Raw genomic sequence first — 15,749 nt, 5'->3', positions numbered from 1 at the left:
ATAAGTGATAGTAGAAAAGAATAGTTTGTATTTTCTAAATTAAGCAGATCTAACAAGAAACGTACTTACTATCGGGAACAGCAGAGGCGAAACGGCAAGGTGATCAAATGAAAAATCTGTCTAATAATTATGAGGGCTAGCGTTAGCAGAAAGATGGGTAGAAGGAGTCCACAACCACCTAAGATCCCTAATCTCTTGGGAGAGGTTAAAGCTGTAGCAGCTTTCCAACAAATTTCATTTGTGCAATTAGAGGAAGGGAGATAGCCCAATTCATTGAGCGTATTTGTTTGGCTCCATTTCTTTTGGTCCTCCTCATATTTTTTTGCGAAGAAAAATCCAAGAATAGGAATCATAAGAGCTAGATAGGACCAAGAGTTGTCTTCAACAGTCCTGCTTACTAGGTATGTAGATCGAGTAGCTACCTGACTTACTGTGCCCTCATCAGAGGTATGTTCATGCCCCAGAATTTGAACCGAATGTCCCGAAAAAATGTTCCATGCTAGAGACCAGATCATTGCAGGCTCGTTAAATTTTTTGAAAAAATAGTACAGCATGTCTATTTTAAATATCAACCCATCCCTTCCTAACTTGTAATTGTTCTTTAAGTGGAGAAGGATAGTTTAAGAAAGAAAAAACATCCTAATTGTAAGGGGTAGAACAGAGGAAAGTTCTCTACTTCTTGGGTTGCATAGAGAGTGAAGTAGAACGCTTTCTAAATATAAGGAAGACCAAACAAACGCTGCAATAATGAGCAGTTCCTCGATTATCAGGCGTTTCGGTTTTTACTATAGTCGAATAATAAGCATAAAACATTCGCTATTTTATGAGGAGTAGCAGTGTATCGGGGTAAAAAACTTTTTCCACGTCTCTATAGGATCCTTTGCTGTAACTGCTAAGATGCCTTGTAGAGCATGATAGGGGGGGGGGAGTTCTATGCTATAGGAATGATGTAGATGAAGTCTTAGACTAGCAGCTTTGGCAAGAACAATAGCATCGTAATGGCCGCTGTCGAGTTGAGCGAGCCTCTCTTCAATAGTTCCTCGGATATCCAAGATCTGTCCTTCAGGAAAAAGCTGTTTTAGTACTGCACTTCGACGCAGAGAAGAACTACCTAACCGCGGTCTTGAGGGCAGGGAATTATGAATATAGTGATCAGCATAAATTAAAAGGTCAGCAGGATGTAAACATCGTGTCATCGCGACTACTGGAAGAGAGGGAGTCTCAGGAAGATCCTTTGCTGAGTGTATCGCGAAATGACAGACTTCCTTACGCACCAAAGCATCGACACCATCAGTGAAAAAATGAGTGTTTTCTACAAGATTTAAGGGGATCTTCTTATCGCGATCTCCCGTAGTCTCTGCAGTGTATAACTGGAACCAAAGTTTTGGATACCACGCGCGTAGCAAAGACATGCACTCGTATACTTGAGCTTTCGCTAAGTTTGAATTTCTCGAGGCAATACGAAGAGGACGCTTCCCCCAACAAAAATCAGTTAGAAAAGGGTCAGCGTAACAGGCGGATAGCATCTTTTATTGTTTTCACTCCTTGTAAATCAAAATTTTCTCCAATTTCATTGGAAAGAGATGAAATTTGGCTTTCAGGAAGAATAGCACCTTCAAATCCCATCAATTTTCCCTCTTTAATGCGTCTTTCCAAATGAGCTACGTGACGGATTTCTCCTCCGAGACCGACCTCTCCAATTACGACGTAATTTTTAGGTAGAAGGCGGTTGTATAGGGATGAGGCAACGGCCAGTAGTACGCCCAAATCTGCGGCAGGTTCTATAATTTTCAATCCCCCTGTGATTGATAGAAAAACATCCATTGTGAATAGTTTGACCCCAGCTCTCTTTTCTAATACAGCCAGGAGTAGGGAAAAGCGATTGGGATCGAATCCTGCAGTCTTCCTAACGGGATTAGCAAATGGAGAAGAAGAGACTAAAGCTTGCAATTCAATGAGAAGAGTCCCTGATCCCTCCACAATAGGAATGATCATAGATCCTGTAGTTGATCTAGTCTTTTCCTGAAGGAAAAGTCCCGAAGGATTTATAATTTCTTTGAGACCATCTGCATGCATGGAGAGAATCAGCAGTTCATTTGTGGGGCCAAAGCGATTTTTCACAGCGCGGATCATGCGGTAATTTGCATGAGAGTTACCTTCAAAATAAAGTACAGTATCTACAAGATGCTCTAATACTCTAGGACCTGCAATTTCTCCAGATTTTGTGACATGACCGATAATAAATGTTGTAATCTGAGAGTTTTTAGCAAGATGCATCAGCTCTGCAGTAACTTCTCGGACTTGAGCTACAGATCCTGGTGCAGAGTTTAGGATGGGGTTAAATATAATCTGAATAGAATCGATAATCAAAATATCAGGTTCTAAAGTGGCTATTTGTTGCTTGATATTGTCCAAGTTTGTTTCAGGAAATAAATAAATCAAAGAAGAAGCAATTTTGAGGCGCTTTGCTCTTAGAGAAGTCTGTGTTACAGATTCTTCACCACAAACATAAAGGACTTTATACTTTTGCGATGCCAGTTTCTCTGCAGTTTGCAGGAGGAGCGTCGACTTTCCAATCCCTGGATCTCCACCAAGAAGAGTGAGGCTCCCACGAACAACTCCTCCTCCAAGGATTCTATCCCATCCCGCATAATCAATAAATAACCTAGATTCATCCTCTAATTCTATCGAGCTTAAAGCAATCGCAGTTGTAGAAGATCGGGATGGGACTCCAGATCGGGTTGGGGAAACGTATTCTTCGATCAAAGAGTTCCAATTGTGACAGCCTGGACATTGCCCTAACCATTTAGGAGCTGTAGCTCCACATTGATTACATGTCCATTGTGTTTTGGTTTTTGTTGCCATGAGTATCTAATGCCCGTTGTGCTGCGATCTTTTCTGCTTCTTTTTTTGATGATGCATATCCCTCTCCCCAAACCTCTTTATTAACTATAACCTGAATCTTGTAACTTAGAGTTCCTTGTACGTTCGTAACTGCTGTTGATTGATATACTGGAAGAACGCGAAAATGTTTTTGTGTGAATTGTTGAAGAAGGTTCTTGGGATTGCCAGACATTAAAGGAAGAATTTCTTCTTTAACAGGGAGGAGAGGAACAGTCAGTTTCCTAGCTGGTGAAAGGCCTCCATCCAAATATATGGCGCCTAAAACAGATTCAAATAGATTGGCATAAGCAGAAAGACGTCCTCGCTCGCTCTGGATTTTTTCGCCCTTTCCTATAAGAAGGTAGTCTCCAATTCCTAGAACGGTTGTGTAGCGACAGCATGCTTTTGCATTGACTAAAGAAGCTCTTGCTGTTGATAGCGTCCCTTCATTCATTGAAGGAAAGAGCAGAACAAGATGCTCGGTAACAATTAGACCAAGGACAGCATCTCCTAAAAATTCTAAACGCTCACTATCTTCAATTTGAGTTGCCGCTTCATTTTTATATGAGGGGTGAGTTAGAGCTGTTTGTAACAGCTTGGGTTGTGTAAATGTAAAATTTAGTTTAGCTTCGATAGCTGCAGTGTCTATAGGAGGATTCATAGGTAGAGAATAGCTGTCCTTAAACTTGAAATTTGGGGTTAGGGATTTTTTATAGGCGGAAAAAAGCTTAAAGTCTATAGTGCTTTTGGATTTATTATCTTATTTGGATACGTATGAGGTTTGCTCTACACCTCCAACACTTGCGTCATTTTCATAACCACGGTTCTATTTTATTTGAAAATCTTCTGACATTAAAAGATTGTTTTTTATTGGAAGCAAAATTACACCACTTTATTGGCAAAGCATCAAAAAATATAGATGCTATGAGGTGGAGGGAGAATATATTTCGCTCTATTCCAGAGATTCATGCTGTCGTGCGTAAACGGCATTTGGATTCCTTCGCAGCAGAATTAGTACATCGTCCCAAACTTTCTCTTGTTCGAGATCTATGGGTCTTTCCAGGAGAAGAGATTCTTGAAGGAGAAGAAGATTGCATGCTTTTCCTTCTACTTTCAGGAAATGATGCAGGAAGCGGTATATTTTTTACAGGGCCCTATCCTTCAGATCTTTACGAATTAAAGAAGGGAACAACAGGTTTGCTTTTAGCTTTTTCTTCTATAGGGCTTCCAGTTATTTAAGTACCTGCCTCTTTTCTTGGGAATCAGAAATAAGAGACAGTTTTGTAGTATGCTTATTATTTTAAGATTTTCATTAAGCGTTTTTATCAAAAATGAAAATCAGAGTCTCATTTATAAATAACTTCTAATTTTTTATTGTTTTAATTCTAAACTTTCTTTCAATACTTAATTACAAAAACCATAGGGTGAAGTATAACAATCTTGAGTGATCAAGTTGATTATGGAGGATTTATTTTGAGGGATGAGTTCCTATTAAGAGAAACTCTTTAGAATAATAGATTGTACCAAACTGGGTCTTAAGAATCCCTGGACTTTATGCAAGAAGGGTGTTAAGAGTTTCTGAAAATATCCTTACATAGGATTTTCTTGAATGAAAGAATTAGAACAACGTATCAAGTCTCTATATGACGCAGTAACAGCAGAAAATATTTCTACATGGTTGTCGAATGGTTATACTGAACAAGATACAGAAACTATCTTAGGATTGTTAGACAAAGATCCTGAGCACCTTAAAGACTTATTCGGAGCTACTTTAACATTTGGGACTGGAGGATTGCGTAGTCCTATGGGTATCGGAACAAATAGGATCAACTTGTTTACGATACGTCGAACGACTCAAGGGTTAGTTCGGGTCTTCCGCGCTCATCTTCCCCATGTTGGAGATCCTATACGTGTAGTTGTTGGGTTTGATACGCGCCATAACTCTATAGAATTTGCACAAGAAACCGCAAAGGTCTTTGCGGGCAATGGCTGCCAAGTTTTCCTTTTTCAGTATCCCCAACCTTTGGCTTTAGTATCGTTCACTGTAAGACATGAGGGGGCTATGGGTGGAGTGATGATTACAGCTTCTCATAATCCCCCCAATTACAATGGCTATAAAGTTTATATGTCATCAGGAGGCCAGGTACTCGCTCCGTTAGATCAAGAAATTGTTGCCGCATGTAGAGAAGTAAATGAAATCCTATCCGTACCCTCTATTGATCATCCTAATATTCACTTGGTTGGAAAAGAATACGAAGTTCTTTACAGAGAAACTTTAAAGAAACTGCAACTTTACCCTGAAGCGAACCGGATTTCAGGAAGAGCTCTCTCGATTTCATATTCGCCATTGCATGGGACAGGCGTTTCTCTCGTGCCTCATGTTCTTAAGGATTGGGGATTCTTGTCCGTAAACCTTGTTGAACAACAGGCCATCAGTGACGGGGATTTCCCAACTGTCGAGTTGCCAAATCCTGAAGATCCAGAGGCTTTGAATCTAGGTATCGAGCAAATGCTTGCTAATAACAACGACCTTTTTATTGCTACGGACCCAGATGCCGATCGCATCGGCGTTGTTTGCTTAGAAGAAGGTCAACCGTACCGATTTAATGGCAATCAAATGGCTTGCCTTTTGGCAGACCACATCTTGGGAGCTTGGAGCAAAACAAGAAATTTAGGAGAACAAGACAAACTTGTTAAGAGCTTAGTGACTACCGAAATGCTTGCTGCTATCGCGAAACACTATCATGTTGACCTTATTAATGTCGGCACAGGATTTAAATACATCGGAGCGAAAATTGAATCTTGGAGAGATTCCCCAAATAGGTTTGTATTTGGAGCCGAAGAATCTTACGGCTATCTCTATGGCACTCAGGTTGAAGATAAGGATGCCATTATTGCCTCAGCATTGATTGCAGAAGCAGCGCTACAACAAAAATTACAAGGAAGAACTCTGCGTGATGCTCTCCTTTCTCTTTATGAAACTTATGGATACTTTGCGAACAAAACTGAATCAGTACTTTTCTCTACGGAGACTGATGAACAAGAGATAAGAAAAAAACTCTTATACCTTGAGGAAATAAGTTCGGCTAATTTTTTCTCAGGGAAATATCAATTAGAGAAATTTGAAAACTACAACCAGGGGATAGGTTTCGATATTCTGTCGAATGATCAGTATGTCCTAACCCTGCCTAAGACATCGATGCTATGTTACTATTTTAGTGGGGGAGGTCGGGTAATCATACGGCCATCAGGAACAGAACCTAAAATTAAGTTCTATTTTGAAATATCTAATCGCTATCCAGAGCGGGTTGTGGATAAAGAAATACAAAAACAGCGTGAAGTAGAGAGTTCTCTATATTTAGATAACTTTATTTTTGATTTTAAAGAAAAATTTTCCAGCCTATGATTGGAAAAATCCTCTTGGAGAATATCCTAAAGCTATCTACACTTGGGTTAAATCTCTTTCAGAATTAGGTCTTCTTATAAGGTCCTCGATTTTAATCAAAACAAGGTGGTAGAGGTGTTATCTGCTTCCCTAACAAGGCTCTCTGAACTTAAGTTAAAGAGGTTGAATACTAAACAGGTATGTTGTTATGAATTTTGTTCCCTATTCTTTACCAGAATTACCCTATGATTATGATGCTCTTGAGCCTTTAATTTCTTCTGAAATTATGATTCTACACCATCAAAAACATCATCAGGCCTATATCAATAATCTTAATGACGCATTGAAGAGACTGGATACTGCGGAAGCACAACAAAACCTTACTGAGCTAATTGCTTTAGAACCTACCCTTCGTTTCAATGGGGGAGGGCATATCAACCACTCTCTCTTTTGGGAAACTCTTGCTCCTGTAGATCAGGGAGGAGGGCGGCCTCCAAAACATGAGCTTCTCTCGCTCATTGAAAGATTTTGGGGGACTATGGACAACTTTTTAAAAAAATTAATTGAAGCTGCTGCTGGAGTTCAAGGCTCTGGTTGGGCCTGGCTAGGGTTTTGTCCTACAAAACAAGAGCTTGTCCTACAGACAACAGCAAATCAAGATCCTTTAGAGCCACTCACGCGGAAACTCCCTCTCCTTGGCGTGGATGTTTGGGAGCACGCCTATTACCTGCAATATAAAAATGTTAGAATGGATTATTTAAAAGCCTTTCCTCAAATAATTAATTGGGGATATATAGAAAATAGATTTTCGGAAATAATATCATCTAAATAAATTGAATTTGGTGATTTTAATTGCAGTGTTAATAACATTAATTTAAAATTGCTTCCTAACAAAACCTAGATTAGGTGGCTTGTGCGTCTATTTTCTTACGACAAACCCAAGATTAAAGTGCAAAAAATCAAGGCAGATGGTTTTAGTGGTTGGCTCAAGTGTAATCATTGTCACGAGATGATTCACGTAAACGAGTTGGGACAAAATTATAATTGTTGTCCCAAGTGTTCCTATCACTACCGCATTACTGCGATGGAAAGGGTCAATTTACTTGCAGACAAAGACTCCTGGCATTCTCTTTATGCGGATCTGAAATCCCAAGATCCCTTGGAATTTATAGATACTGATACCTATACGAATCGCTTAGAAAAAGCTCGAAAAAATACTACTGAAAGTGAAGGCGCTATTGTAGGGATATGTACTATAGGCCTCCACCCTGTAGCCCTTGCTGTTATGGATTTCAATTTTATGGCAGGATCTATGGGTGCTGTTGTAGGAGAGAAACTGACCCGATTGATAGAGGAAGCGATTGAGACTAGGCTTCCTGTAATTATTGTCAGTGCTTCTGGAGGCGCCCGCATGCAGGAGTCAGTGTTTTCTTTGATGCAGATGGTGAAGACCTCAGCAGCTCTTGCTAAGCTGCACGAAGCGGGTCTACCCTATATTTCCGTTCTCACCAACCCCACTTCAGGTGGAGTAACAGCCTCTTTTGCTGCTCTTGGTGACGTTATTATTGCAGAGCCTAAAGCTCTTATTTGTTTTGCAGGACCTCGAGTCGTAGCTCAGGTGATAGGCGAGGATTTGCCCGAGGGTGCGCAGAAATCTGAATTCCTCCTCGAACATGGTATGATCGATAAAATTGTGGAACGTAAGGAATTAAAAACCATGCTTCAGACTTTACTTGATTACTTTCTAGCTCAGGAATACACTGGCGGAAAAAGTAAAGCTCCTAGAGATCTTTCAAAAAGGCTTAAAGAGATTTTTTTGTTGACAGATGACAATGAATAAAACATCATGCCGCATCTTGCAACAATAATATTATCTGTAACGCTATCCCTATGACTGTATTTTGTGAATTAGATTCAGGAGGAGAACTTCCTGATTATGCTACGCCAGGAGCTGCTGGTGCTGACCTTAGAGCAAACATTAAAGAACCCATCGCCTTGTTGCCTGGGCAGCGTCTTTTGGTTCCTACAGGAATAAAAGCAGAGATTCCTGAGAATCACGAGTTGCAGATCCGTCCCCGAAGTGGTTTGGCTTTAAAGTACGGCATTACTGTTTTAAATTCTCCAGGAACTATCGATTCAGATTATAGGGGAGAAATTTGTGTGGTCTTAATCAACTTTGGTGACAGTACATTTATTATCGAACCTAAGATGCGGATAGCTCAAGCTGTTTTATCTCCTGTAGTACAGGCAAAGTTTGTTGTTAAGCAAGAAAGCTTAGCAGAAACTGCGCGAGGAAGTGGAGGTTTTGGGCATACTGGAGCAAACTAAGATGCCTTTGTATTGTCAAGATCAACAAGATTTTTCTTTATTCTCTTTCCTGTCTCCTAGGCTTGTGATGTTCTTAGGTAAACATTCTCGAGATGAAATTCTTCAAGATCTTACAGATCTTGTTGATGCTGCAGGTATCCTTGAAGACAAGCAAGCCTTTTTTGATGCTCTTGTCCGTCGTGAAAATATTATGTCCACAGGGATTGGGATGGGAGTTGCTATTCCTCACGGAAAACTCGAAAGTTGCTCTAATTTTTTTATTGCTATAGGAATCCATACGCAAGGCATTTTATGGGATGCGATTGATGGAGCACTCGTACGGCTCGTTTTTTTGATTGGCGGTCCAGAAAATGCTCAAGCCGAATATCTCAAGTTATTATCTACTTTGACTTTATCTTTAAGAGAAGAGTCTCGTCGTCAACAATTGTTACAGGTAAAGACGATTGAAGAAGTCATGAACGTGTTTGTGGGGATGTAAAAATGGATTTAAAGTTAGATGAAGTTGCCTCTTTGTTAGATGTTTCTGAGCATACAGTGCTTCAATGGCTTAAAGAAGGAGCTATTCCAAGCTATAGTATGAACAATGAATATCGCTTTAGTCGTGAAGAAATTGAAGATTGGCTTTTGCATAACCAAGCTTTAATGACCCAAGAGCGTGGAGAAGATAAGGAAGCACTTAGAGATCTTTCTTTAAAATATAGTCTCTATAAAGCTATTCATCGTGGTGGTGTTTTATGCGATGTTGTTGTTCATAGTAAGGAGGAAGCTCTCCAATACGCTTCTAAATACATCGCTCAAAAATTTCAATTAGACGAAAGTGTACTTTTTGAAATGCTCTTCCATAGGGAAAATCTCATGTCTACAGGTATAGGAGAAGGACTTGCCTTACCCCACGCTAAAGACTTTTTGATTAACGCTTACTACGACATTGTTGTTCCTATGTTTCTTGCAAAACCCATAGAATACGGTGCTTTGGATGGAAAACCTGTCAGTATTCTTTTCTTTCTTTTTGCTTGCCAGGATAAAAGTCACTTAAATTTAGTGAACAAGATAGTTCACCTGGGGATGTCTTTAAATGCCCGAAGCTTCTTTAAAAATTATCCGAGTAAAGATCAACTTTTAGCATATGTTAAGGAATGGGAGTCCCAAACTCATTAACAGCTAGAGTTTAAAAAGATTTTTAAGTCCAAGTTGTGAAAAAAATCCTTTTGTTGCTATGGTGATCCTCATAGGCTTCTAGGAGATTGTAGTCGCATGATGAGCTCTAAGCGTACCTCGAAAATAGCGGTGCTTTCAATTTTATTAACGTTCACTCATTCTATAGGGTTGGCAAATACGAATCCGCCCGTAGGCCTCACCACGGTCTGTGTTGAACCTAAGGCTGTACATAGCCACCAGAAGAGATCAGAGGAGAGTGGGACACAAGAAGTGTCTCGTAGTTCTCATTCCAAATGGTGCTTTCGTCCTTTTGCAAGAGCTCTTTCAGCGAGAACTCACCGGGCTAGAAAATCCTCTTCTCAAGTGGCTTTTGGACCAAAATACGAAAATATGTCCCGTGCAAGAAAAATAAAGCTTCTGAAAGAGCGTTCCCTAAAGGAAATTGGTAGAAAAGAATCCTCAGCTCCCTCTAACCTAAATTTGAACGAGCTTTCTCCTAAACTTCCTCCAAGACAAAAAGTTTATATTCATGAGAAAGAAAAAGCAGGCTCTATATTTGTTAGGGAGTCTCGGCTTAGCTCAGGCCGAAAACGTTACTGCACACCATCTTCTGGTTCGCCTTCAATATTTTTAGAAACAGAAATAGTTCAAGCTCCTGCAGAGAAGGCTACAGAACGTCAAGATGATAGAATTTATGTTCCCGTAGTGCAAATGCAGGCGCACTATCAACAAGAAGATGCTAAGAAAACTAGACAGCTGGCATCGCAAGCCTTGGGTAAAAGATCCGAAGGAACCGATGAATCATTGCGCGAGCTAGCCCAAGGTGCTAGTCTGCCTATCTTAGTGCGTCCTAAGCCTGAGGTGTCAGTGCAAAGGCAAAAAGAGATTTTATTAAAAGAACTTGTTGCTGAACGCAAACAATGTAGAAGAAAGTCTTCAAGGGAAGCTCTTGAATCTCGTTATATAACTAAACAAGTTCCTAGAGGCGGTTCTATAACCTCTACTTTACGATATGATCCAGAAAAAGCTGCAGAAATCAAAAGTAGGCGCAATTGCAAAGTAAGTCTTGAAGCACGTGAACAAAAATGTTCATCTTGTAAAAGAGATGCTCGCGCTAATGGTAAGCAAGGCAACATAGCTCCTACTGAAGATGCTTCTAAAGAAGAAAAACAAGCTGTTGTGGGACCTGCGGGAAAAACTCCTCAAGCCAGATCCCAGGTTGCAAATAATTCTCGGAACTTTTACCGAAATGCTGCAAATACAAACATAGATACCTATCTTGCAGCTAATCAGTACAGCTGTAATTCTGAAGAAACAGATTGGCCGTGTTCTTCCTGCGTCTCTAAGCGCAGAACACACAATAGTATATCCGTATGTACAATGGTGGTTACTGTAATCGCAATGATTGTAGGTGCCTTGATTATAGCCAACGCTACCGAATCTCAAAAAACACCAGATCCAGCCCCTACCCCCACTCCGTAATTATATTGCTTTCTGAGAGGTAAGAGTTTTTGAGACTTTTACCTCTCATGTATCAATAGTCTTTTCAAAAGTAGCCCTTCATGATTTAGAGTACCTATTTGTTATTCGCATAAATTCTCAGCATTATAGATGCAACTGTGCTAAGGAAGCCTCAGCTCCTAGGCAAGGTCCCTCTTTTTTAAGAATTTCACAAAATTTTGGGATTGTCGTTTTAGATTAAACACACCTTGTGACATCTTGTTTTTCATTGTAAGTTATTCTTATTCTAGTATTTCTATTTACTCTGCTTCTTCCTCTGGTTGCGAGACACCGTGTTGCCCTTATTTGGTTATTGTTGTAACTTTTATAGTCTGATTTCTAGGCTTTCCTCATCTAACAGCCTTTGTTTTAACGTATTTATGGCTATTAGGAGGGTTTATATTTAGGAGCTTCTTGTTTTAGTTGAGTTTTTGATATCCACTACACCTTTCCCCTAGTTTTATTTTTTCTAAAAGGAAGGTTGTGATCTGGAGTTATAGACCTAACATCTTAATGCTTAATAAGATTTTTTTTTTTGCAAATTATTTAAGACCATTAATAAATTTAATTAAAAAAATATTTCTTTTGATTAGATTTTTATATGATTATTATAAATATAAGATGTTTTTCCAAAAAATTTATATATGTCAAATCTTCCTATTAATTTCACAGACCCAAAACTTAACCCCATTAAAGTAAATCTCAACTTTTCTGAGAAGCATCCTAAAGCGGCACGGGTAGTTCAACTTACAGCTGTAGTTTTAGGTGTACTTGCCCTCTTATTGGGTATAGCGCTCATTATAGGAATCCCTTTTGGCGCTCCTATAAGTATGATCTTAGGTGGATGTCTTTTTGCTGCTGGAGGGGCCTTATTTGCTAGTGGTACGATTGCTATGATATTGCAAAATAGACATAGGCATGCCACTAATCAAATTAATCAAAAGAAACTCTCTCAATCTTTGCTTCGACAAAAGGACTTAGAATCTTTAGATTCTGAAGATCTGAAAAAGAGCTGGGCTACACATAATTCTATTGTTCAACAGTTTAAAAAGTTGAACCTCGGTGTGTCTCCGACCGAAAGAAAAGTTTTAGATCAGGTAATGCTTAGTGATGGATCTTCTCTAGGGGAATACGCTGACTTAATTTCGAAAGATTATGAGGCATGCGTGAAACTCCTAGAGTATCGTCAGGAACTCCTTAAAGAAGAAACCGCATATGAAGAGACAAGGCCCTTGCAGAGTCTCACTCATAGAAACAAAGTTGTGATGTCAACCCTCTCAAGGATTACGGATAAGCTTACTAAAGCTGGTGGTGTTTTTTCTTTAAAATTTTCAATGTTAAGCTCTCGTATGTCAGCAATTCACATAACGGTAAGTGTAATTTTGGCTTTAGGTGCGGTTGCTTCTGTTATGGCGGTGGCAGCTTTAGTTCCAGGAGGAATTTTTGCACTTCCTTTACTTTTAGCTGTCGGTATTAACGCAGGGGTTATTGTGGTAGGGCTTTCCTACGTGCTACGCCAGATTTTGAGTAAAACAAAACGTAATCGTCAGGATTTCTATAAAGATTTTGTAAAAACCGTAGATCTAGATCTTATTAGCGAGATGACATCCTTACAGAGATTCCTCTTTGAAACTTTAAAAGGTGTGCTCAAGGAAGAAGAAGAGATCTCTTTAGGTGGCCAAGATTGGTATACGCGATACTTAGCGAATATACCAGTAGAAACAAAATTACAGGAAGAGCTTAGAAACACATTGCAGGAGATCGATAACCAAACGAAAAAAATGGAAAAGGATATAGAGATCCTAGAAAAAGAGGTGAATTCTGGAAGACTTTATGTACCCACTAAAGAGTCTAAGGACTCCGATAAAGATTCTATTTTTACTAAAGGTAAGATGTTTGCAGAATTACGTCGAGCTTCACCCAAGGATATACATAAGATTTATAATCTAGGTGATGAAGATATTAGTGATCCTAGATTTCCACCTTGGATTCCTAAAAAGGAAATGGAACCAGATTCTCGAGCAGAACCTATTTCAACTCTGATATCCGATTCAAGAGAAGAGTCATTGTTAAAATATGGTATTGATCCAGTCTTAAAAGCACTCCAAAAGAAGAGTGAATTGCTAGAAGAGCAACTGGCAAGTATCCGAAAATGGAGAAACCCTGTAGGCGAATATTCTGGGAATGTTATCTATTCCGACCGGCAGCTCTTAGACATTCAGGAATCCGAGATACAGTTTTATATGCACCTCCAACAAGCACGAGAAAAAGTTACCAGTTACCTAGAACGAATCGTTGAACTTCAAAACCGTATTCTACGGATGATAAGCAAAGGGGCTTCCGATGCAACAGAAGGTCTTGAGGAGTAGTATCCAATATCAATTGAGAGCTCTTTTTGGTGGCTCTTTCTAGACAGGACCTTTAGGGTCCTTAATCTATTTTTTTACTATATTTTCATTGTAATTTATGCCTCGGACCCAGTCTGCTTCTTGGTTCCATAAGCAATTTATTCCCAGTCAATAGGTCGCGAATGGAAATTTTTATTTCTTGAAATCTATTTTTTTATTCACAAACCTACTTGCCAAAATAAATAAGTTAAGGAGCTTGTATGGCAAATCCTACACAGTCACGACCACCGAGTCCAGAGGTAAATATAGAAGAAATAGAGCTTCAAGAACTTCCAGTACTCAGTATTGAGACTTCTTCTAACGAACCTCCTCCGTCATCTGTTTCTACTACTGCTGAGGAGGTTTCTCTTTTTATTGAGGGGGGCTCTAGAAACACGGGAGAGGAACTTCTTAGCTCTTTAGAAGTTTACGATGCTATCTGTGCAACAAACCAAGAGAATTCTGATCTTAGAGATCATGAAGTTAGAGTTATGTATGTTAATAGCGATAGTAGAACATGCCCTGAGGCTGTTATTGAGGCTATGAACATTAGTGAACTACGAGGAGAAGCAGTCAGGTTGATATACAATGATGGGGAAGGTTTAGGGTGCTGCTTCTTAGGGAATAGACATAGCCTTCCCCATACTGAGAATCGTATTTCCCAGGCGATACAAGCGCGCTGGAATGAATTTTTTAGTTCCAGCGAAAATTTAAATCGAGAATACATCGTATTTTTCTTTGGTAACGGAGGTCTCTATCTCCAAGTAGCATTAGACAATTCCATATACTCTAGTCGTATTCTTTGTGTTGGCATTGGAAGCAGTTATTATATCCAAGGAGATTACCGTGTTCAAAACTACCGTTTGCCAGGGGATTGGGTGACGCTCCTGGATTATCGAGGGGCAACAGCAGAAAACACTACGACGTTGCCTTATGCAGATTCTGCTGAAGGAATCTTTAACCCTTCGATACGCTGTCCCTCATATCAGTGGGCATTGCGTTATGGAGAACAATGTTTGATCTCAGATTATAACGAACAAATTTTTGTCCCCCCCTTAAGTCCTCCTTTAGAAATATCCCTATTAGTAGATTTAAATCGGGACCCCAGTGCCATGACTCGTCTTGTTGAATGGATAAATGAAGGGGATTCTTATACTGTTAGAGAATTTAACCCCCAACCAAATCATTGTCGTGATATTGCATTGACTGCACTATATGCTACAGCAAGGATCTCCAGTTTACTCCAAGAAATTCTAGTGCTTTCGGTGACTTATGGCGTTGACGTTCTAGTCTCATATGCTATTGTTACAGGATATTCTACAATGACCTTGCGCTATTTTTTCCTTTTACTGACAAATCGCCCAGGATGTCGGCGACATTTGCGTGCCTTAAGATTGGGAGTTTTAGGGATGCAACCCTTGGGATTTCTGACTGTATTGCTTGATCATATCAATGTAGCACGGAGAGTCCATCGTCAACCATCTCTAATATCAGCAATATTTTCTGTTGCTACCTTTGCAACAGGTAGTTTCATTTATGTAGACATAACAAGGATGTTTTTCACGAACTTGCGTTCGCGCGTTCAGTTTTTTGTTCAAAGAAGATTAACAGGAAGAAATCTACCTTTGGGAAGGGTTCGTGTAGAACACATGGAATCTATAAGATTTTCTCAAAGTGCTTTGACTGTATTCCACGGTGGAATTTTTATGCCTATCATAATAGGTGTTTTTAACCAGCTGCTTATTCAGGTTCCACGAGTTATCGTCAGGCCCAATAACCCTTCTGTTTACGATCTAAACCAGACCGCAAATGAGGCGTGGCACTCTGGAGACATTTTGGCTGTAGGACAGACTATAAACTTCTTGTTTTGCATGCTTCTATTAGTCGTAAATACCTTTTCCTTTGTGAGATCAGTGCGAAGGCATTTGCATCGTAGACCTCATCGCTAAAAACTTGTAGGAATCCTTCCCCTTAGACACCAAAAGTAAAAAGAAATCATACGGAGATACTTTTTCTACTGTATGTTAAGTTGTTTAAGGGGGAACCCTTCTAAAGGGATGTTCTGCTTTCCCTTGTTTTCTAATGCTTTCTAAAAGCCTATCGACCTC

The 15,749-nt window shown here is 39.6% G+C and carries 14 protein-coding genes; 10 read left to right on the top strand and 4 right to left on the bottom strand.

All coding sequences use genetic code 11. The annotated features are described in order from the left end of the window. Positions 1-68: 68 nt before the first annotated feature. The 4 genes from CMV32_RS00795 to rnc all read right to left on the bottom strand — a co-directional run bounded on the left by CMV32_RS00795 (position 69) and on the right by rnc (position 3,544). Positions 69-554, bottom strand: a complete 486-nt coding sequence (locus CMV32_RS00795) for a hypothetical protein (RefSeq protein ID WP_100934051.1) — start codon at positions 552-554, stop codon at positions 69-71. Between the two features lie 267 nt (positions 555-821). After that, positions 822-1,526, bottom strand: a complete 705-nt coding sequence (locus tag CMV32_RS00790; RefSeq protein ID WP_100934050.1) for a hydroxymethylbilane synthase — start codon at positions 1,524-1,526, stop codon at positions 822-824. Then, a complete protein-coding gene (gene radA, locus CMV32_RS00785; protein ID WP_100934049.1) occupies positions 1,504-2,865 on the bottom strand; it encodes a DNA repair protein RadA in 1,362 nt (453 codons plus the stop codon). The genes CMV32_RS00790 and radA overlap by 23 nt, the downstream gene beginning before the upstream one ends. Then, a complete protein-coding gene (rnc, locus tag CMV32_RS00780) occupies positions 2,831-3,544 on the bottom strand; it encodes a ribonuclease III (RefSeq protein WP_100934048.1) in 714 nt (237 codons plus the stop codon). Before rnc ends, radA begins: the two co-directional genes overlap by 35 nt. Positions 3,545-3,657: 113 nt before the next feature. Between rnc and CMV32_RS00775 the strand changes: the two genes are divergently transcribed. From CMV32_RS00775 to CMV32_RS00730, 10 genes are all read left to right on the top strand, one after another. Next, positions 3,658-4,122, top strand: coding sequence for a DUF5070 domain-containing protein (locus CMV32_RS00775; protein WP_100934047.1), 465 nt, complete (start codon positions 3,658-3,660; stop codon positions 4,120-4,122). Positions 4,123-4,492: 370 nt separating this feature from the next. Further along, the gene (locus CMV32_RS00770; RefSeq protein ID WP_100934046.1) at positions 4,493-6,289 is read left to right on the top strand and encodes a phospho-sugar mutase; all 1,797 of its coding nucleotides are present in this window, start codon (positions 4,493-4,495) and stop codon (positions 6,287-6,289) included. 187 nt (positions 6,290-6,476) lie between these two features. After that, on the top strand, positions 6,477-7,100 hold the full coding sequence (locus tag CMV32_RS00765) for a superoxide dismutase (RefSeq protein ID WP_100934045.1): 624 nt from the start codon (positions 6,477-6,479) through the stop codon (positions 7,098-7,100). Between the two features lie 81 nt (positions 7,101-7,181). Next, a complete protein-coding gene (accD, locus tag CMV32_RS00760) occupies positions 7,182-8,108 on the top strand; it encodes an acetyl-CoA carboxylase, carboxyltransferase subunit beta (protein WP_100934044.1) in 927 nt (308 codons plus the stop codon). Between the two features lie 50 nt (positions 8,109-8,158). Beyond that, the gene (dut, locus tag CMV32_RS00755; RefSeq protein ID WP_100934043.1) at positions 8,159-8,596 is read left to right on the top strand and encodes a dUTP diphosphatase; all 438 of its coding nucleotides are present in this window, start codon (positions 8,159-8,161) and stop codon (positions 8,594-8,596) included. Position 8,597: 1 nt separating this feature from the next. Next, complete coding sequence (locus CMV32_RS00750; RefSeq protein ID WP_100934042.1) at positions 8,598-9,074, top strand: PTS sugar transporter subunit IIA; 477 nt, start codon at positions 8,598-8,600, stop codon at positions 9,072-9,074. A gap of 2 nt (positions 9,075-9,076) precedes the next feature. Next, complete coding sequence (locus CMV32_RS00745; RefSeq protein WP_100934041.1) at positions 9,077-9,754, top strand: PTS sugar transporter subunit IIA; 678 nt, start codon at positions 9,077-9,079, stop codon at positions 9,752-9,754. Positions 9,755-9,850: 96 nt separating this feature from the next. After that, positions 9,851-11,236: a hypothetical protein gene (locus CMV32_RS00740; RefSeq protein WP_100934040.1), complete on the top strand. Its 1,386-nt coding sequence runs from the start codon at positions 9,851-9,853 to the stop codon at positions 11,234-11,236. Positions 11,237-11,898: 662 nt separating this feature from the next. Further along, complete coding sequence (locus tag CMV32_RS00735; RefSeq protein ID WP_100934039.1) at positions 11,899-13,623, top strand: IncA family protein; 1,725 nt, start codon at positions 11,899-11,901, stop codon at positions 13,621-13,623. A 239-nt stretch (positions 13,624-13,862) separates the two neighbouring features. Further along, entirely contained in the window at positions 13,863-15,590 is a 1,728-nt protein-coding gene (locus tag CMV32_RS00730) for a DUF687 domain-containing protein (protein WP_100934038.1), read from the top strand. Positions 15,591-15,749 lie beyond the last annotated feature (159 nt).

Source organism: Candidatus Chlamydia corallus, from assembly GCF_002817655.1.
Classification (GTDB): Bacteria; Chlamydiota; Chlamydiia; order Chlamydiales; family Chlamydiaceae; genus Chlamydia; species Chlamydia corallus.
Note: the sequence above shows the minus strand (reverse complement) of the source record. Positions and strands in the feature narration are given on the sequence as shown.